This is a genomic window from Rasiella sp. SM2506, assembly GCF_050859505.1.
Classification (GTDB): domain Bacteria; phylum Bacteroidota; class Bacteroidia; order Flavobacteriales; family Flavobacteriaceae; genus Marinirhabdus.
In genome coordinates this window covers 3234113-3251960 of record NZ_CP193934.1, presented here as the reverse complement: position 1 = coordinate 3251960, position 17848 = coordinate 3234113, and the positions used below count along the sequence as shown (strand labels likewise).

General features: G+C 38.2%; 15 protein-coding genes. 7 read left to right on the top strand and 8 right to left on the bottom strand.

From position 1 onward, the window contains the following. The first annotated feature begins 11 nt into the window (after nucleotides 1-11). The 5 genes from ACQ2HF_RS14625 (at nucleotide 12) to ACQ2HF_RS14605 (ending at nucleotide 3964) form a co-directional block, all read left to right on the top strand. The gene (locus ACQ2HF_RS14625; RefSeq protein ID WP_432411161.1) at nucleotides 12-932 is read left to right on the top strand and encodes a patatin-like phospholipase family protein; all 921 of its coding nucleotides are present in this window, start codon (nucleotides 12-14) and stop codon (nucleotides 930-932) included. Nucleotides 933-1104: 172 nt separating this feature from the next. After that, on the top strand, nucleotides 1105-1848 hold the full coding sequence (locus ACQ2HF_RS14620; protein WP_432411160.1) for a hypothetical protein: 744 nt from the start codon (nucleotides 1105-1107) through the stop codon (nucleotides 1846-1848). Nucleotides 1849-1861: 13 nt separating this feature from the next. Next, entirely contained in the window at nucleotides 1862-2518 is a 657-nt protein-coding gene (locus ACQ2HF_RS14615; RefSeq protein ID WP_432411159.1) for a hypothetical protein, read from the top strand. Next, the gene (locus tag ACQ2HF_RS14610; RefSeq protein WP_432411158.1) at nucleotides 2497-3246 is read left to right on the top strand and encodes a sensor histidine kinase; all 750 of its coding nucleotides are present in this window, start codon (nucleotides 2497-2499) and stop codon (nucleotides 3244-3246) included. The genes ACQ2HF_RS14615 and ACQ2HF_RS14610 overlap by 22 nt, the downstream gene beginning before the upstream one ends. An 82-nt stretch (nucleotides 3247-3328) precedes the next feature. Beyond that, complete coding sequence (locus tag ACQ2HF_RS14605) at nucleotides 3329-3964, top strand: response regulator (RefSeq protein ID WP_432411157.1); 636 nt, start codon at nucleotides 3329-3331, stop codon at nucleotides 3962-3964. Here ACQ2HF_RS14605 and ACQ2HF_RS14600 read toward each other — a convergent pair. The 5 genes from ACQ2HF_RS14600 to ACQ2HF_RS14580 all read right to left on the bottom strand — a co-directional run bounded on the left by ACQ2HF_RS14600 (nucleotide 3961) and on the right by ACQ2HF_RS14580 (nucleotide 9776). Next, entirely contained in the window at nucleotides 3961-4485 is a 525-nt protein-coding gene (locus ACQ2HF_RS14600; RefSeq protein WP_432411156.1) for a hypothetical protein, read from the bottom strand. The genes ACQ2HF_RS14605 and ACQ2HF_RS14600 overlap by 4 nt on opposite strands. Before the next feature lie 49 nt (nucleotides 4486-4534). After that, the gene (locus tag ACQ2HF_RS14595; RefSeq protein WP_432411155.1) at nucleotides 4535-6148 is read right to left on the bottom strand and encodes an FMN-binding glutamate synthase family protein; all 1614 of its coding nucleotides are present in this window, start codon (nucleotides 6146-6148) and stop codon (nucleotides 4535-4537) included. A 169-nt stretch (nucleotides 6149-6317) separates the two neighbouring features. Beyond that, nucleotides 6318-7598 carry an amidohydrolase gene (locus ACQ2HF_RS14590; RefSeq protein ID WP_432411154.1) on the bottom strand — a complete coding sequence of 427 codons (1281 nt, stop codon included), beginning with the start codon at nucleotides 7596-7598 and terminating at the stop codon, nucleotides 6318-6320. Between the two features lie 202 nt (nucleotides 7599-7800). Then, complete coding sequence (locus ACQ2HF_RS14585; RefSeq protein WP_432411153.1) at nucleotides 7801-9270, bottom strand: fibrobacter succinogenes major paralogous domain-containing protein; 1470 nt, start codon at nucleotides 9268-9270, stop codon at nucleotides 7801-7803. 47 nt (nucleotides 9271-9317) lie between these two features. Then, nucleotides 9318-9776 (bottom strand): hypothetical protein, encoded by a 459-nt coding sequence (locus ACQ2HF_RS14580; RefSeq protein ID WP_432411152.1) that lies wholly within the window; start codon nucleotides 9774-9776, stop codon nucleotides 9318-9320. Between the two features lie 266 nt (nucleotides 9777-10042). On the opposite strand from ACQ2HF_RS14580, the gene ACQ2HF_RS14575 reads away from it, so the two are divergent. Together ACQ2HF_RS14575 and ACQ2HF_RS14570 are read left to right on the top strand one after the other, a co-directional pair. Continuing rightward, nucleotides 10043-12361, top strand: coding sequence for an ATP-dependent helicase (locus ACQ2HF_RS14575; protein ID WP_432411151.1), 2319 nt, complete (start codon nucleotides 10043-10045; stop codon nucleotides 12359-12361). Nucleotides 12362-12604: 243 nt separating this feature from the next. Continuing rightward, nucleotides 12605-13678 (top strand): methyltransferase, encoded by a 1074-nt coding sequence (locus ACQ2HF_RS14570; protein WP_432411150.1) that lies wholly within the window; start codon nucleotides 12605-12607, stop codon nucleotides 13676-13678. A 48-nt stretch (nucleotides 13679-13726) separates the two neighbouring features. Here ACQ2HF_RS14570 and ACQ2HF_RS14565 read toward each other — a convergent pair whose 3' ends face one another. The 3 genes from ACQ2HF_RS14565 to ACQ2HF_RS14555 all read right to left on the bottom strand — a co-directional run bounded on the left by ACQ2HF_RS14565 (nucleotide 13727) and on the right by ACQ2HF_RS14555 (nucleotide 17831). Next, nucleotides 13727-14704: a YitT family protein gene (locus tag ACQ2HF_RS14565; protein ID WP_432411149.1), complete on the bottom strand. Its 978-nt coding sequence runs from the start codon at nucleotides 14702-14704 to the stop codon at nucleotides 13727-13729. A gap of 186 nt (nucleotides 14705-14890) precedes the next feature. Then, complete coding sequence (locus tag ACQ2HF_RS14560) at nucleotides 14891-15379, bottom strand: hypothetical protein (protein ID WP_432411148.1); 489 nt, start codon at nucleotides 15377-15379, stop codon at nucleotides 14891-14893. Between the two features lie 136 nt (nucleotides 15380-15515). Then, nucleotides 15516-17831, bottom strand: a complete 2316-nt coding sequence (locus tag ACQ2HF_RS14555; protein WP_432411147.1) for a gliding motility-associated C-terminal domain-containing protein — start codon at nucleotides 17829-17831, stop codon at nucleotides 15516-15518. Between the last annotated feature and the right edge of the window lie 17 nt (nucleotides 17832-17848).

The following is a 17848-nucleotide window of genomic DNA, read 5'->3' as shown; positions in this document are numbered from 1 at the left end:
AACTACAAACCATGAAAGCATTAGTAATTTCGGGAGGAGGCAGTAAAGGCGCTTTTGCAGGGGGCGTGGCGCAATACCTGTTGGAAGATCTTCGCCAGGAGTACGATCTTTTTGTGGGTACCAGCACAGGTAGTTTATTAATTTCTCACTTAGCGCTGCATAAGGTTGAAAAAATAAAAGAAGTATATACTTCGGTGAATCAAGAGAGTATTTTTAGCGCTTGTCCTTTTGTGATAAAAAAGACCAAATACGGCGGAAAAGAGATCGCCATTAACCACTTTAATGTGCTGAAAAATTTTATGAAGGGCAGTAAAACCTTCGGCGAAAGCCATAACCTCCGCAAGCTTATTGAAAAAACCCTTACCGAAGAAGAATTTAACCAGCTAAAACAAGGTCCTAAAGAAATTGTGGTCACAGTGTCCAATCTATCCTTAAATCAGGTTGAATACAAATCTATAAACGACTTCAACTATAAAGATTTCCTGGATTGGATCTGGATTTCCTGCAACTATGTGCCTTTTATGAGTTTGGTAAAAAAAGAAGGTTGCGAATATGCAGATGGCGGTTTTGGAAGTATGGTCCCCATTGAAGAAGCCCTAAATAGGGGTGCTACCGAAGTGGATGTTATTATTTTAGAAACCGATGTAACCTATTATAACAGATTACCCGTACGAAATGTTTTTTCACTTTTAACCTCAATCCATGGGTATATGTTGGATAGGGTAGAAAAACAGAATATCCGGATTGGGAAATTTGTAGCTGCTAATAAAAATGCGATTATAAATCTCTACTACACACCCACGGTGCTTACCACCAACTCTTTGGTCTTTAACAAGAAGGATATGTCTCTTTGGTGGGAACAAGGCTTCAAATATGCCCAGATGAAAAACAAGCAATTAAATGAAATTAAAATAGAAGAGGCTACAGAATGATCTTTTCAGTGGGGGGAAAAACCCTTTTTTCCTGGGGTGATTTACTCCAATTTTAATGTGTATAGCCCCTTAATTACTTGTAAATCAAGTGTATTGTTTTTTCAAGGTATTTCTTTCCTTCAGTTTGTAAACATATTTACTGTAACTTTATGGAAACTAATACATTGAACTTATGAAAAAATTTGTAAAATTTGTAGTACGAAGTGCTTGGCTAGTAGCCCTGTTTTCCCTGGTAATAGCCTGTGAAGAGCACATAGACCCTAAACCTCCTGCTACCCAACCACCAGCTCAAATAATACCGGTAGCGCAGGCAAAGCAAATGTTTGATTCCTACAGCGATAGGCGGGTACCTATCATTAAAAGTTTTGAAGAAAAAGTAGATAGTACTCAGGAATTCCATCCCACGCGTTATGGGGAGTATGATTATGAGACTGTAAAAAACTACATGGCTTTTATTGAGTCTGAAGCTGCCTTAGCGAAGGTGAAAATTGGAGGGCTTCGATTTTATTTTACGAATTATCCAGATGCAGCTTCGTTCGATAACGGTACCCCGGTGAAATATCCACGTCAAAATTCTTTTATTTTAGTACCCACTACCGAAATTGATGGAAAACAACAAGGATTTATAACTCGTACAACAGACGATGGAGGTAGAACCATTGTATCGGTTAAAGATTGGTTACAAGAGCAGCCTATCCCTATTCAAGACCAAAATGAAGGAACGGATACTCCTAAGCAGATAGGAGCCTTGCAAAAAGGAAACTATGTGGGGAGTATGAAACCGCAATTGCTTTTTATAAACCCAGTTACAGGAATAGCAAGTCCGGTTCAAATTGGTAGTGATGTTAGTTTAATTTTAAACGAAATAAACCTTAGGCCACCACCACCAGATCAGGAAACCGATTTTGATGACTAGATAATACGGTACTTTGGACAATTCAATACAACATACAATTCTTGAATACGGTGTTTTTTCTTCCTATGGAATCGCCGTATTTCTTGCTTTTATATTTTACAAAAAGTACAGCCATACCTATCTTCGTTTTTTTCCTTGGTTGCTGTTGTATGTGTTTTTGAATGAAGTGTTTGCAGAGTATATACACGAAAAATTTTACACCAATGTAGTGCAATATAATTTATATAATATGATATTTTTTCTGTACTTCTATTTCGTTTTTTATAAAAACGCACAAAGAAAACAGTATAAAAAATATATTGCATTTGCCTCTGTATGTTTTGTGTTGGCTAGTATTATAAATCTATTTTATGAATCATTTTTATATGACCCACAACTGCTGGCCTATATTGTTGGAGCTTGCGTTTTAATATTTTGTATTATTTTATATTTCATTGAAATTTTATTCACGCCACAAATCTTAATCGTTAAAAGGGATCTTTTGTTTTGGGTAAGTATTGGCTTATTATTGTTTTACGTAGGCTATATTCCAATTAAAGTCACAAGACATTTTTTTGATAGTGATGCAGAGAATCCATTTATGATACTAATAACGGTTCATTTGCTTTTAGTAATTATTATGAACACTTGTTTTATTACAGGATTTTTATGGACCAGAGAGAAGAAATAGTTGCACTCATATCGGTAGTAATATTATTGGTTCTCGTAGCTATAATTATTACGTTAATTACCGTTTTTGTACGCCGTAAAAACAAGTTTTTGTTGGAGCAACAAATTACAAAGGAAGCGTATGAAAGAGAACTTTCTGAGATCCAAATAGAGATTCGTGAAGAAACCTTGCGAAATATAAGTTGGGAGCTACATGACAACATTGGGCAACTCATGACGCTGGCAAAAATACAAGTACAACTCACAAAGGAAAAGCCTGAAACTATAGATGAAGCTTCTAAAACGATAGGAAAGGCTATAAGTGAAATACGAATGCTATCAAAACTTATTAACCCGGAAGCAATAAAAAACTTAAGTCTTCCTGAAGCAGTACGACTTGAAATGGAGCGTTTTAACAGGATGGATTTTATTAAAGCTACCTATCATATAATAGGGTCTTCTTTTTCAATAGGTTCGGATAAAGAAATCATTGTATTTAGGATCTTACAAGAGTTCTTTTCCAATACCATCAAACATTCAAAAGCCACCACGTTGGACGTATCGTTAACCTATACCGAAAATGAATTGCTAATTAATGCCCAGGACAATGGTATCGGTTTTCAGGACGAAATAGATTATTCTGGAATAGGAATAAAAAATATGACCAATAGGGCAAAGGTAATTGGCGCAGATTTTAAAATTTCTTCTATGCCAAATGAAGGGACTGCCCTGCGATTGTTGTATACGTAAACTTTAAAATTCCATCAGCATTAAGCAGTTTACGAGTATTTGATTATAAAATTTAGTATAAAACAACCTAATAACTAAAATTATGAAACATTCAATTGTTGTAGTAGACGACCACACGTTATTGCTGCAAGCCATTGGAGGATTGGTGAAGGATTTTGATGAATTTGAAGTGCGTTACCTGTGTAAAAATGGACAGGAACTTTTAAATAAACTTAAAAACCCAGCCAACATCCCCGATATAGTGCTTATGGACATAAATATGCCGGTATTAAACGGCATAGAAACCACCGGAATTTTATCAAAAGAATACCCTCAAGTCAAGGTTTTGGCGCTGTCTGTAGAAGAAAATGAGGATACCATTTTAAAAATGTTACGAGCAGGAGCAAAGGGCTATCTTATGAAAGACACCAAGCGCTCTATTTTAAAAGAAGCGTTACTCCAGGTAATTGAGAAAGGCTATTATCATACCAATACGGTAAGTAAATTGCTAGTGAGTTCCTTGCACAAGCAAGCAGATGAAATTTGTCTAAAAGAAAGAGAGAAAGAATTTTTGCAATATGCTTGTACCGAAATGACCTATAAAGAAATTGCAGATAAAATGTTTCTAAGTCCTAAAACAGTCGAGGGCTATCGCGACTCCATCTACGATAAATTAGAAATTAGAAACCGAATAGGTCTCGTTCTTTTTGCGATAAGGAATGGTTTGTTTAAACCCTAGAATAATTCGGCAACTTCTTTTTTTACGTATGCCATAGCTTTTTGTGACGGGGTAATTTCTTCCATAAAATGGCGTAATAGGTATTCTCGTAACGAATCTGCACCATTTTCTTTTTCGTGCATGGCACCTTGTCTTATAAGATGAATGGTAGCATTTTTTGCTGCGCTAATTAGATTCCAACATTCTGGAGACACATAAATTTGTTGTGTTACATTGTGCTCAAATTCTTTTTCAATGTTGTCTATGAGTAATTTTTCATATTTTTCAACGTCATCTGCAAAGGGTTTTATGCGTATTAATAAATTGTTAGGATCTATGCGTTCTAGCAATAGTGTGAGCCGTTCATAAGACTGAAGCCGAGTGGGTAATATCTTATTCTGCGCTTCTTTCTGAATTAAATACCTGCGTCGTCCTTCTTCATTTTTGGTATGTCCTCTAAAAAAGAAATAGGATACTATCCCTACCACAATGGCGGGTAATAAGTAGGCAACATATTGTAACACTTGAGACATTTCTTCCATTACTACTATTTTTATACAAACATAATCGCTTTGCAACGATGCCACAAATTTACCACCGTACTTCTTCTTCTTTTTTGGCCTTTTTAACGGCTTTCTTTTCTTCTTTTATTTTATAACCACCCCCTAAATAGGGGCATTTTTGCATGTCTTTTATCCCAGTAAAGGGTACTGCAATTTTATGATAGGTAAATACTCTTGCGAGTTCTTTTATAAGGTTTTGATCCCCAACGGTTAGTTCTACATCGTCCATGGTATATTGTGAAGGATGTTCATAGCCTGAAGCGTGGGTCATTTCAAGAAATTCTTTCCTAAAGTTTTTAAAATAAAAATGGGCTCTGGTTGCTTTGTCGTCAATATTAATACCTCTTTGTCTCCATTTACTTTGTGTGGCCACACCACTTGGGCAGTGATTGGTATGGCAAATCTGCGCTTGAATACACCCAACAGACATCATTGCTTCTCTGGCTACGTTAATACAGTCTACACCCATAGCAAAAGCCATTACAGCCTTAGCTGGGAAGCCCAGTTTACCACTACCTATAAATACAGTACGTTCACAAAGATGATGGTTTTTAAAGATTTTATAGACTTCAGAAAAACCGTAAAGCCATGGCAAGGCCATATGGTCTGCAAAACTAGGAGGCGCAGCACCAGTACCACCTTCACCACCATCAATAGTAACAAAATCTGGTCCTTTGCCTGTTTCTTCCATGAGTTTCGCCAATTTTTCCCAATCATCCAGCTTTCCTATGGCGGCCTTAATACCAACGGGTAGTCCGGTATTTTCGGCAATAGCTTCAATAAAGGCAACCATTTCTTCTACATTGGTAAAAGCAGAGTGGGAGGGCGGCGATAAGACATCTTTCCCAACAGGCACGTGTCTAATATCGGCAATTTCCTGGGTGATTTTAGAACCTGGTAATACGCCTCCTTTTCCTGGCTTGGCACCCTGAGATAGTTTTACTTCAATCGCTCTCACTTGTGGATTTTCTTCCACTAATTTCTTCAACTTTTCCATTGAAAAATTACCATCGTCGTCCCGGACACCAAAATAACCCGTTCCAAAATGAAAAACCACATCGGCTCCTGTTTTATGATAGGGTGACAATCCGCCTTCTCCTGTATTGTGATAGGCGTGCGCCAAATGACACCCTCGATTGAGTGATTCCACAGCCCGTGCAGATAACGATCCAAAACTCATTGCTGAAACATTAATAACAGAGGCAGGTCTATACGGCCTGCGGCGTTTACTATGCGCTCCCATTACTTTAGCACACGCTACAAAATAAGGGTCCTTTGCGCTAGGATGGCCCGTAGTAATCCTAAAGGGCATCAACGCATTTTTTATAAAAATATAATTAGGTTCGTAAATATCTCGATCCGTTCCAAAACCTTCGTAGTTATTTTCGTTTTTTGCTGAAGCGTATATCCAACCTCTTTCTATACGGTTAAAAGGAAGTTCCTCCCTGTTATTGGCAACGATATATTGCCGTAATTCGGGGCCAATTTTTTCTAATAAATACCTAAAGTGCCCCACAATAGGGAAGTTGTGTAATATCACATGTTTTTTCTGAAGCACATCATACAGTGCAACAAGTACCAATACAATAAGAACCCATCCCCACCAAGGAATGTTTCCTAAAAATTCTAATATGTTATCCATAAAGTATAATCCAAAAATTAAATTTCAAATCCCAAATGCTTCTTCCCTTAGCAGCTCAAAATTTTATAATAAAAGGAGAATTTTAACCTGCGGGTAAAGGTAGGTGGGTTTTAGCGAAATTATTAATGATATAATGTATACGCCAAAACCGCTAAAACTCGGAAGGGTATTACTTTCCATTCAAATAATCTATTGCAACCTGCGTCATTGTTTTTACACCTAATAACATTCCTGCGTCATCAATCTTAAAATCGGGTGTGTGGTGCGGGAAAGCTTCGGAGTTTCCTGGGGTCATTCCGCCTACAAAGAAGTAAAATCCAGGTACCTTTTCTTGAAAGAAACTAAAATCTTCTCCACCTGTCGAAGCTTTCATTACTTGCACATTGTTGTTTCCCGCTATTTTTTGAAGCGTAGGTAACATTTGTGCGGTAAGTTCAGGATCGTTATAGGTAACTGCAGCATTATTCTGCCAATCTATGGTTGCTTCTCCGCCATAAGCCTTGGCAATATCGCGTGCCATTTCGGTCATTCTACGTATAATGAGTTCGCGCATTTGCGGGTCCAGGGTTCTTACGGTACCAATCATTTCTGCGCTTTCAGGAATAATATTAAAACGCAGACCACTGCTAATTTTTCCAACGGTAATCACTGCAGCTTCTTGCACCAAAGGTGATTCTCTACTAATAATGGTTTGAAATCCATCGATAATTTTTGCTGAAATTAAAATGGGATCTACTCCCGTCCAGGGAGCTGATCCGTGCGTTTGTTTCCCTTTTACGGTCACTACAAAACGTTCCACAGCTGCCATAATCCCACCAGATTTATATTTAATAGTTCCTACAGGAGTTCCAGAATTAATGTGCAAGCCAAAGATAGCTTCTACTTTTGGGTTTTCCAGCACGCCTTCTTTCACCATAAGTTTGGCGCCGCCTTCTTCACCTGGTGGTGGGCCTTCTTCGGCTGGTTGGAAGATAAATTTTATCGTTCCGTTTATCTTGTCTTTGTTTTTTGAAAGCACTTCGGCAACGCCCATTAAAATAGCGATGTGGGTATCATGACCACAAGCGTGCATTACCCCGGTTTCGGTGCCTAAAAAAGTGTCAGTTTTAGTGCTCTTGAAAGTAAGATCGTTGCGTTCGGTTACGGGTAGCGCATCAATATCGGCTCGGAGAGCAACTACTTTACCAGGTTTATTTCCTTTTAAAATTCCTACAACGCCCGTTTTTGCAATCCCTGTTTGTACTTCCATCCCAAGAGACTTCAGATGTTCTTCAATTTTTTTTGCGGTATTGAATTCGCGGTTGGATAGTTCTGGATTTTCGTGGAAATAATGCCGCCAGTCTATTACCTGAGATTCAATATTTTCAATGTCTTTTAGGATTTTTTTATCCATTTGGGCATGTAAGTTTGCAGTAAGCAGTAGCAGTAAGCAGTATGGAATAAATTTCATTGTAGCATTTTTAATGGCAACTGCAATTCGCAACTGCCGACTATAAGTTGGCTAAAGGTATTCAAATTTCAGTAAAGTAGAAATGAAAATGCAGCCCTTATTCAAGAATTGCAAACTATAAAAAAAGAGCCATCATTTTATTGATGACTCTTTAATCTAGCTGCTACTTAGAAATTATGTTTAAATTAATTGTTTAAGAATACTATTCATTTTTAATACAGCGACAGGAAGATCCATAAGTAGGCTCCACCTCAACACCAAATATAACATCCTCATTATCGAATATGCTTTTCACATAGCGTTGTTGAGAACTAGCTATGGTTTGTGATAGGAAGAAAGTACTATTTCCCATACCAGAGAAAAACCCAGTTTCGTGTCGCCAGCCCGCAGGTAAGGCAGTAAAACCACTACTGTTCGTTCCAGCTGGTGTCCAAGTAGTGACATCTTTTAATGCTGCCGAAGCATAATTGCCACCAGCATATTGAATAACGTCATTAAGTTCTTGAATGGTGGGAACACGCCAGCCGTCAGGACATAAGCCAGCAGGATTTGTAGCGGCTATCCCATTGTACAATTTTCCAAACGTATCTAAATTTGGATCATTGTCATAATTACTCCAGGCTCCTTGTGCCGTTGTAGCCCACTCTTGCTCTCCTTGAATATGGGCAATGGGATCACCGTTTTTATAGCGTGTTGTCCGCAGGTTTTCCTTCATCCAGCACATGGGACCTATATTTACAACCTCATACACATTGCCGTCAATATCTGTTACTGTATTCGGGCAATTTGCTGTAGCACCATCAATTACAGGTTCTCTGCACCCAGGTACATTGGTTAAACTAGTAATACGATTGTTGAGTAAATTATAAGCACCCGCATCGTAGTTTTGTAATTGTGCCCTTGTACCAATTTCATTTCGAAATCCATCGCCTCCCTCACGACCTATCCAATTAGATCCATACCAGATAGTAACCATCTCTGCAAAATATTCTTCTTTGTTGGTAGCAGCATACGTATTGTTCCATTTTCCAGCTGCCCGTGCATTGGTAAAGGTTGTAGATAGCGTGCCAACAAAGGAAGCATCTAATTCTCGGATTCCTCCAATATCTATCATATGCGCTAATTCGTGAACAAAGATATTACCTTCAGCTTGTCCGCTGCTTGCATCACATAACAGATTGACTGCTGGAGAAATAAGAAAGTTTAATCCGTTGCCCGGATTAAATAGATAGACTCCACCTGCCGTTGCTTGCTGATTCCCACCGCTTTCTGCCACGTCATTAAGAGTGAGCCCCTCTTCAAATAAAATAATATAGGCTCCACCAGAAATTAGTTTACTACGAACGGAACCGATCCCTGTAAGCATAAATTCTGTTGTTTCACTGGCAATTTGTAATGCTTCGTCAGGAACATTAGCAGAACCTATAACTGGAATTCCAGTACAGTTAATGTATTTAGTGTAAGTAGTGTTTAATCCCAGAGAAGAGGGCGTTGCAATAATGGAACAAGATATGTTATCTGAAAATCTGCCCGTAGTTGCGTTGGGGTCATCACCAGGGTCGTCTATACCCATATCGTCTGTGGAATCGTCTTTTTCGCAGCTAATGAACGTAATCGTGCAGGTGAAAAGCACAAGAAGTGCGATGCTAAATTTTGACAGTTTTAAAATCATTTGGTTCGTTTATTTAATTTATGTTGAAATTCAGGTGATTGTAAAAATTAATTAATTTTGGTAGCTACGTGATCACATTCTCCAGCCCCTACTACAATTAAATGATAGGATAACGTAGTGCCGTTTAAGTTTCCGTCACCAGATAACATACTTGTTTGTCCATTAGCCTCCACTTCTTGTAGAGGAATATCAAATTCTGTAGAACTCTTTAGTACAGCATTAAAGAAATACGTTTCTGGCTGGCCAGGATTGGCAATCCCTATGGCTATTCCGTTAACAACATTTGGAGTGGCTATAACGGTATATTCGTAATCTGTACCGCAAAAACCTGCTCCTCCCTCATAATCTCCAATAAATTTTGTAATCATAGCTTCGCAGGGATCCCCTTCAAACCACATTTCGCAGACTACTGCTTCAGGTTCTTGGGATGAATCGTCGTCTTTGTTACACGAAGAAAACATTGTTAGAAAAGAAAATAATACTAGTATTGTAAAAAAATATTTCATAATTGTTTTGGTTAGTTGCTGTTAAAAGCAAAGTTGGCGATAAATGTAATTTTTTATTTATTCTTACTTGCTTATTTTCAGATATTTATAGGTTTGATAGCTTTGTTTTTAATTAGTAAATGCGAAAATCTATACCCAATCATAGGTGTACCCTTGTTTATAATTTCTTCAATTTCCACAAGGGAATTCCTGTCAAATTCAGTACTTTTCAGCTTCTATATTTGACCTCGTTTTCGGGTTCAATTTCATTTTTAATTTCAGCATACTTGCAAGAATATTTAGAACAATTAAATGACGCCCAGCGTGCGCCCGTGCTACAAAAAGATGGCGCGATGATTGTAATTGCTGGCGCAGGATCGGGGAAAACCCGAGTGCTTACCTTTCGTATCGCATACTTAATGGATCAGGGCGTAGATCCTTTTAATATCCTGGCATTGACGTTTACGAACAAAGCAGCTCGTGAGATGAAAAAACGTATTTCCCAGATTGTAGGGAGTACAGAAGCCAAAAACCTGTGGATGGGAACATTTCACAGTGTTTTTGCAAAGATTCTTCGGTTTGAAGCAGATAAGTTAGGCTATCCAAACAACTTTACTATTTATGATACACAAGATTCACAAAGTGTGATTCGTGCTGTGATCAAGGAAATGAACCTGGACAAAGACGTCTATAAGTACAAGCAGGTGTATTCCCGTATTTCCAGCTATAAAAACAGCTTGATTACTCATAAAGCCTATGTAAACAACCCAGAATTACAGGAGGCCGATGCCATGGCAAAAATGCCCAGATTGGGCGATATTTACAAAAGCTATATTGACAAATGCTTTAAAGCTGGCGCCATGGATTTTGATGATTTGTTGCTAAAAACCAACGAACTTTTAACCCGTTTCCCCGAAGTATTGGCCAGGTATCAAAACCGTTTCCGGTATATATTGGTAGATGAGTACCAGGATACCAATCACAGTCAGTATTTAATAGTTCGTGCGCTTTCGGATCGCTTTCAGAATATTTGTGTGGTGGGTGACGATGCGCAGAGTATTTATGCCTTCCGCGGAGCCAACATTAATAACATCTTAAACTTTCAGAAAGATTATGACGATGTAAAAGTATTCCGCCTGGAGCAGAATTACCGTTCAACCAAAAATATTGTAAGTGCTGCCAATAGCATTATTGAAAAGAACAAAACCCGTCTCGATAAGATTGTCTGGACTGCCAATGATGAAGGTGCTAAAATTAAGGTAAACCGAACGATGACCGATGGTGACGAAGGGCGTTTTGTAGCCAGTAATATTTTTGAAACCGAAATGAACGAGCAGGCAAAACACGGCGATTTTGCTATTTTATATCGTACCAATGCGCAATCCAGAGCGATGGAAGACGCACTTCGGAAAAAGGACATTCCGTATAGAATTTATGGAGGTCTTAGTTTTTACCAGCGGAAAGAGATAAAAGATGTGATTTCATATCTGCGCTTAATCTTAAATCCGAAGGATGAAGAAGCCTTAAAACGTGTTATTAATTATCCGGCAAGAGGCATAGGGCAGACCACTATTGAAAAATTGACCGTAGCCGCCAATCATTATGGGCGTTCTATGTTTGAAGTGATTAAAGCACTTGGTAAGATCGATCTTAAAATAAACAAGGGAACTGCGACCAAACTTCAGAATTTTACGACGATGATTGAAAGCTTCCAGGTTTTGAATCAGACCTACAATGCTTTTGAAATTGCGGAGCACGTTAGTAAAAAAACAGGCTTGGTTACCGAACTAAAAAAAGACGGAACCCCAGAAGGAATTGCCCGTATTGAAAATATTGAAGAGCTGCTTAACGGAATGCGCGATTTTGTGGAAGAGCAAAAAGAAATAGCCGATACTACAGGATCACTAGCTGAATTTCTGGAAGACGTAGCCCTGGCAACCGATTTGGACAACGACAAAGGCGATGAAGATCGTGTAGCGTTAATGACCGTTCACCTGGCGAAAGGTTTAGAATTTCCGTATGTATACATTGTGGGAATGGAGGAGGAGCTTTTTCCCAGTGGGATGAGTATGAGTACACGAGCCGAGCTGGAGGAAGAACGTCGCTTATTTTATGTTGCTTTAACGAGAGCTGAAAAACAGGCCTATCTCACCTACACCCAAAGCAGGTATCGCTGGGGAAAATTGATAGACGCAGAACCCAGCCGATTTATAGAAGAAATAGACGAAAGCTTTTTAGAATACCTTACGCCCATCACAGAGCATCGGTACAAACCCTTAATAGACGCCGATATATTTGATGAGGTAGACCGCAGTAAACTCCGTTTACGGAAACCAACAACAGGTGCCCCACCCAAAGGACCTACCGACGAGCAACTAAGGAAATTAAGAAGATTAAAACCTGTAACTAGCAGTACCGATAAAAATTTTGATGCCACCAAGGCAAATCTCAATGTGGGTACAACCGTGGAGCACGTTCGTTTTGGCAAGGGAAAAATTACTAAAATTGAAGGCGTAGGAGCAGACACCAAAGCCGAAATAGACTTCGAAAATGGAGGTTTAAAGAAGTTGTTGTTGCGATTCGCGAAGTTGAATGTGTTGGAATAATAAATCAGCTTATCAAGTGGAGCTCATCGACACACTAAAGATAAACGGAAGTCGAAACTTTAGTTGATACTCCCGATTTAAAAAATTCCGACGATTTTTTATTAGATAGCTTCTGTTGTTCCAAAGGTGCCATCGCAAAATAGACTACCTTTAAATTCCACAATTCAAGCTCCAAGGAGACCCATTAAAGCATAAAAATCAGTAAAAAATAGTGCTGCTTTTTATGCGAAAGCAAACAAAAAAATGATTTCAGATATTCAAGTAAACAAGCCAGCGCCTATCAAGCCTGGAAATGCCATGGCAGTATTTACACGCACAACCGATGTGAAACCTACTATTGAAGCACTAGAAGCCAATAAGCAAGTGTTAATCACAGCGTTTTATAGTGATGGTTTGTCACTTCTTAAATCTTTAAAGGTTCATCTTACAAAAAAGTTTCCAAATCAATCTTTTAGGGAACAACGTGAGTTTCGTGCGGCATATCGTAAACTCTCTAATCGCATACTCTTAGAAGTTATAGATCATACTTTGGTGGTAAAAAAAGCCCCTGAAATTGGTTGGCTTAAAAAACTGTATCCAGAACACACTAATTTCTTATTATCCTTCCCTCAGGTACAAGGCTTGAATAGCTCTTGGCAATGGTACGAGAATGGGATTTCTATTCCTGTATTACGAAATAAAGTACATCCCTATTACGGAACCTATTTCCCTACACGCTTTGATCATTTAGAACTTTTTGATAATTGGTTAAAACGATATGAAGGCCCAAAAAAGACCGCTATCGATATTGGGGTTGGTAGTGGTATGCTTTCATTTCAAATGGTGCAACATGGGTTTCAGAAGGTTTTTGGTACAGATACCAACCCTAATGCCATAATAGGCTTAACCGAGTTTATGGGAGATACCAAGCTTTCCCGAAAGATAACGTTGGATGTGGCATCACTCTTTGGGAAATTTAAGCAGCAGACCGAACTTATTGTTTTTAATCCGCCTTGGCTGCCCCAAGCTCAAAATCTAGATGGTATAGATGAAGCTATTTATTACAATAAAAATTTATTCCCGGAATTCTTCGCAGCAGCGAAGCAACACCTATTGCCCGAAGGAAAACTAGTACTCCTGTTCTCCAACCTGGCAAAAATTGCTAATGTAGCAACAGACCATCCTATTGAAACAGAACTAGCCAAAGGTGGGCGGTTTCAATTAGAGCGATGTTTCAAAAAGAGAGTGAAGAATGCCTCAAAACACACAAAGAGAGACCAGCATTGGCGTTCTGAAGAGGAAGTAGAGCTTTGGGAGTTGGTTCATAAAGAGGGCTGAAAGAACAATTAATTTTTATGCCAATACGAACCCTTTGTTTACCGTGCGTTAATGTTTTAAAGGTCTCTTTTTTATCATACCCCCTTTTATATCTTTTATGCTGTTCATGACAATAAAAGCATTGGACTCAATTTTTTCTATTTCTGTATTTAATTTATTTAATTCCAGACGTGTAATTACTGTATAAATAATGTCCATATCTCTTGAAACACCATCTTTTACATATCCACCTTGGCCTTTATAAATAGTTACACCACGGCCTAATTTATCAATAATCATTTCTTTTACACGGTTGCTTTGCGAAGAAATAATAGTTACCCCTATATATTCTTCAATACCTTCAATTATAAAGTCCAAAGTTTTAGAAGCCGCAATGTAGGTTATCATAGAGTAGAGGGCAATTTCAATTGAAAGCATATAGGCTGCAAAAGAAAAAATAACGATGTTAATTAATATAATAACGTCGCCAATAGTTGTACTGAATTTTCGACTTAAGAAAATAGCGAGAATTTCAGTGCCATCTATAACGGCACCACCTCTAATGGAAAGACCTATCCCAGCTCCAAGAAAAAAACCACCGAAAATTGCCACCAATAAATCATCATCTGTAACATTAGGAAAAGGAACGATGGCGACACAAAGTGCCAATCCGATAATGGCTAAGGCTGTTTTAATAGCAAATCGTTTTCCCATGATTTTATAGCCAAGGATAACGAAGGGCAGGTTTACTCCAATAATAAGGAGGTATAGTGGGACTTCTGTAATCGCAGCGAGTAATAATGAAATTCCAGTGGCTCCACCATCTATAAAATCATTAGTTAATAGAAAACCCTTAAAACCAAAGGAAGCCGAAAAAATCCCTATGACGATAAGGATAAAATTCTTTATATTTCGTTTAATGGAAATTACAACTTGGCGGTATTTTTTTGCAATTTGATATTCAGAAGGATCTCCTTTAGGAGACATTTTAGTATCCTTAAACTTTTTAGTAGTTTGAATTATTATTTTTTTTAAAATCGAGTTCATTAAATTTTAGGATTTTTTTCTGCTTGGAAGGTGAATCGCAATAGGTTATAGGTGCCTGTTGGAGGTAATTTTTTTTTGTTGTTCAATATGCGTAATATACTAAATCAATAATTTTTCCCTGAAAGTATCAGATACTAATTCTATTACATTTAGTAATAAGTGTTCTAGTTCTTTATTTTGTGTGGGTTAATACTCTAAAAATAAAGGGCCGGCAATCCCGAAGAAATTACAAGAGCCAAATTCTTTATCCCGATAAAAACAAACATACGCTATTTTGTCATAAGTATCATACTTGGAATGATAGACAACCCTAACTAAAGTTCCGTCGTTTATATTATACGTATCTAGTTCGTACCGTTTTTTTATGAGTTTTAGGTCTGATGGATTTTTTATATCGTTACTATCTTCAATAATTTTAAATGTGTAGTCTCCTATAGTAATGATATTACGATCCGTAGCATTCCATTCTTCGATTTTTGAATGATAATAGGCTTTATTTTCTGAACCCTTATCTTTTGCTGTAAATAACGTAGTGTATTCACTAGATTGCACAGCTTCCCAAGCCTGATACATCATGGCATCTTTATGACAACCGTAGTCTAAGAATTCATTCTCTTTTTGTCCAAATAATATTCCAACATTTAAAAATGTTATCACTAGTATAATTAGTTTCATTTTAATATTTATTTGAAAGGTTATTAATTTACAAATATAGTTCCCAGGTTGCTGAATTATCTTCAGGTAATTTCAATCCGTTTATGTCAATTATATCTTCCCGGCTATATGAAGTTGATAAGCGGTTTTAAAAAAATTAATAATTCACATATACATATCCCAAATACGCCTCTGGATATTCAGGATTATTCAACTGTAACACATAGTAATAGGTTCCAACAGGCACTACTTTGTTTTGTTGAAGTAGCCCTGTGTTGGGAATAGCGTCCCAAAGGCCATCGTCATTACCGCCCTCATAAATTAGGTTTCCTTGTCTACTATATATTTTCAGGTTAAAATCTACATATATATTCAGTAAGCCCTCAATTTTAAACACATCATTTAGGCCATCGCCATTGGGGGAGATTCCCTGTGGGATTTCTGGTTCACAATTTATAGTGCGTACCACAAAGGAAGCCGTAGTAAAACAGATGTCATTTTCTAAGCGTACAAAGACCTCTTGTGGATCTGTAGTGTTTACAAATTGCTCTGGATCTTCAATAGGGTTGGTATTTGCTATGGCGTCTTCTTCGGTTAGAAAGTAGGTAATAGTATCTCCTGCGTTTGTGGAGATAAGGTCATTTAATTCTTCCACAAGGTTAAAGGTGGCCCTTTCAAAACCTTCGTTACAGGCTTCAAGATCTGGTAGTGGGCCAATAGGAGGGATGGTGCCAAAAATAACGTTCAATTCAAATTCGTTATTGGTATCATTCAATTCAAAGACAACTCCGTTCCCTGTGCCATCATCGTCTACTACCAAAAGTAAGGTAAAGTTGTTGGGGACATTTTCGGCTAAGGTGAGGATTAAAACACCTGGCTCGCTGCCTCCTTCTGGAATTATATTTTCAGTTTCGGCTTGTGCAACCAGCATGCCGTTAAGATAAAATGCAATAGGTGTATTTGCTGGAAGCGGTGCCGTACCTAACGTATTAAATACCGTGTACATAACAGGTAAGTCGCGTAAACGGCAGGCGTTAAGGGTATTGGTAATGGCGATAGTAGCATCTGGCAAGGGGCACACGATCACTTCAATTATAAAGCTATTGGTTGTATAGCAGTCTGGATTGGAGGCACGTACCCAAATGGTTTGCGGGTTGTCTTCGTTTTCGTATGCTTCAGGAGTAAGGATTGGATTTATATTGTCTTGCGAATCGTTTTCAGTGAGATGAAATGTAATGGTGTCTGCATCTGTCACAGTTTGGGTAGCATCATTCAGATTAAATAATTCGGTTCCAAAAACATCACATTGTTCCAAATCCTGAAGGTTTGAAGCATCTGGAAACACTTGTAAGTGAAAATCTACAGAAAAAAGATTATTACTTTCGTCTAGTTCATTTACGGTACTTACACCACCTCCAGAATCGTCAACCGAAGCTACCAACAAAAAATCTGCGGGAATGCCTGGTGGAATCGTAAGCGCTATAGAGCCACTTTCCGAACCATCAATTGGTAGTGTTGCTAGTGTTGCGGTTTGCCCAACAAGGGTGCCATCTGCATAAAAAGAGATGGGCGTGTTTGCCGGGAGCTCCCCCGTACTATTTATGTTAAACACTGTGTATTCTATGGTAATATCACGATCCCCACAGGCATCTGCCCCAAACGCATCGTCTATTACTATGGTAGCGTCTGGTAGCTCTACGTTCAGAACAGTAATAATATTATTTAACATCACAAAATCCTGTCCAGACGTTATTTGTATGGTAGCGGAGGTATCTCCTGGATTTATATTATTTTCAATAGCATAAAAATCCAAATCCATGTTAAACAACTGATCCGATCCAGTGAATGAGTTGGTACCATTAAATTGATTATTGGCCGGGTTCAAAGTTCCATTGCTTAATACATTTCCATTAATAGAGAGTGTTTCATTTACAGCAATTCCTTGATCGCCTTCCCAGGCCAAAAAGCCTATTTTGGCTCCTGCATTATCCAAAACGTTTAAGTTTTCTAAAAGAATATTTATTTCGGAATTAGATGCTGAAACGCCTTCCAGACCATCGAATAGTATAATTTGATTGAGTGGTAAGGTGAGGTCTTCGTAAATCACATACATGGCCCAACCACCAAAGTTGGTTGCTGTTCCACCATTTACGCTACAAAAAGGTAGAATGGCTTCGGTTAAGTCTAACTCTGAAAGGGTGTAGGTACCACTTAAGGCAGCACTTACTATGGACGTGACATCGGCATAGGCAGCAAAATAATTGTATACAGTAGTGCCATTATCAAACTCAAATCCAAATTCTCGTGTTGAAGTAACCGGAGTTCCGTTAAGTTCCACATCAAAATCTCCATCGCCAGAACCAGCCCAATACAGCGCGGCGGCTACTACTGTTTGTCCTGGCTCTAGTGTTAAATCTGCACTACTTTCAGTAAGAATCATACAAGCGGTATCTCCGTTTTCAACGAGATTCATTGTATTTCCAAGCCCGG

Bases quoted from the DNA above. Each gene is read 5' to 3' on its own strand.
- ACQ2HF_RS14625 (WP_432411161.1), top strand. From the start codon at position 12: ATGAAAGCATTAGTAATTTCGGGAGGAGGCAGTAAAGGCGCTTTTGCA.
- ACQ2HF_RS14620 (WP_432411160.1), top strand. From the start codon at position 1,105: ATGAAAAAATTTGTAAAATTTGTAGTACGAAGTGCTTGGCTAGTAGCC.
- ACQ2HF_RS14610 (WP_432411158.1), top strand. From the start codon at position 2,497: ATGGACCAGAGAGAAGAAATAGTTGCACTCATATCGGTAGTAATATTA.
- ACQ2HF_RS14605 (WP_432411157.1), top strand. From the start codon at position 3,329: ATGAAACATTCAATTGTTGTAGTAGACGACCACACGTTATTGCTGCAA.
- ACQ2HF_RS14600 (WP_432411156.1), bottom strand. From the start codon at position 4,485: ATGGAAGAAATGTCTCAAGTGTTACAATATGTTGCCTACTTATTACCC.
- ACQ2HF_RS14595 (WP_432411155.1), bottom strand. From the start codon at position 6,148: ATGGATAACATATTAGAATTTTTAGGAAACATTCCTTGGTGGGGATGG.
- ACQ2HF_RS14590 (WP_432411154.1), bottom strand. From the start codon at position 7,598: ATGAAATTTATTCCATACTGCTTACTGCTACTGCTTACTGCAAACTTA.
- ACQ2HF_RS14585 (WP_432411153.1), bottom strand. From the start codon at position 9,270: ATGATTTTAAAACTGTCAAAATTTAGCATCGCACTTCTTGTGCTTTTC.
- ACQ2HF_RS14580 (WP_432411152.1), bottom strand. From the start codon at position 9,776: ATGAAATATTTTTTTACAATACTAGTATTATTTTCTTTTCTAACAATG.
- ACQ2HF_RS14570 (WP_432411150.1), top strand. From the start codon at position 12,605: ATGATTTCAGATATTCAAGTAAACAAGCCAGCGCCTATCAAGCCTGGA.
- ACQ2HF_RS14565 (WP_432411149.1), bottom strand. From the start codon at position 14,704: ATGAACTCGATTTTAAAAAAAATAATAATTCAAACTACTAAAAAGTTT.
- ACQ2HF_RS14560 (WP_432411148.1), bottom strand. From the start codon at position 15,379: ATGAAACTAATTATACTAGTGATAACATTTTTAAATGTTGGAATATTA.
- ACQ2HF_RS14555 (WP_432411147.1), bottom strand. From the start codon at position 17,831: ATGAATCTCGTTGAAAACGGAGATACCGCTTGTATGATTCTTACTGAA.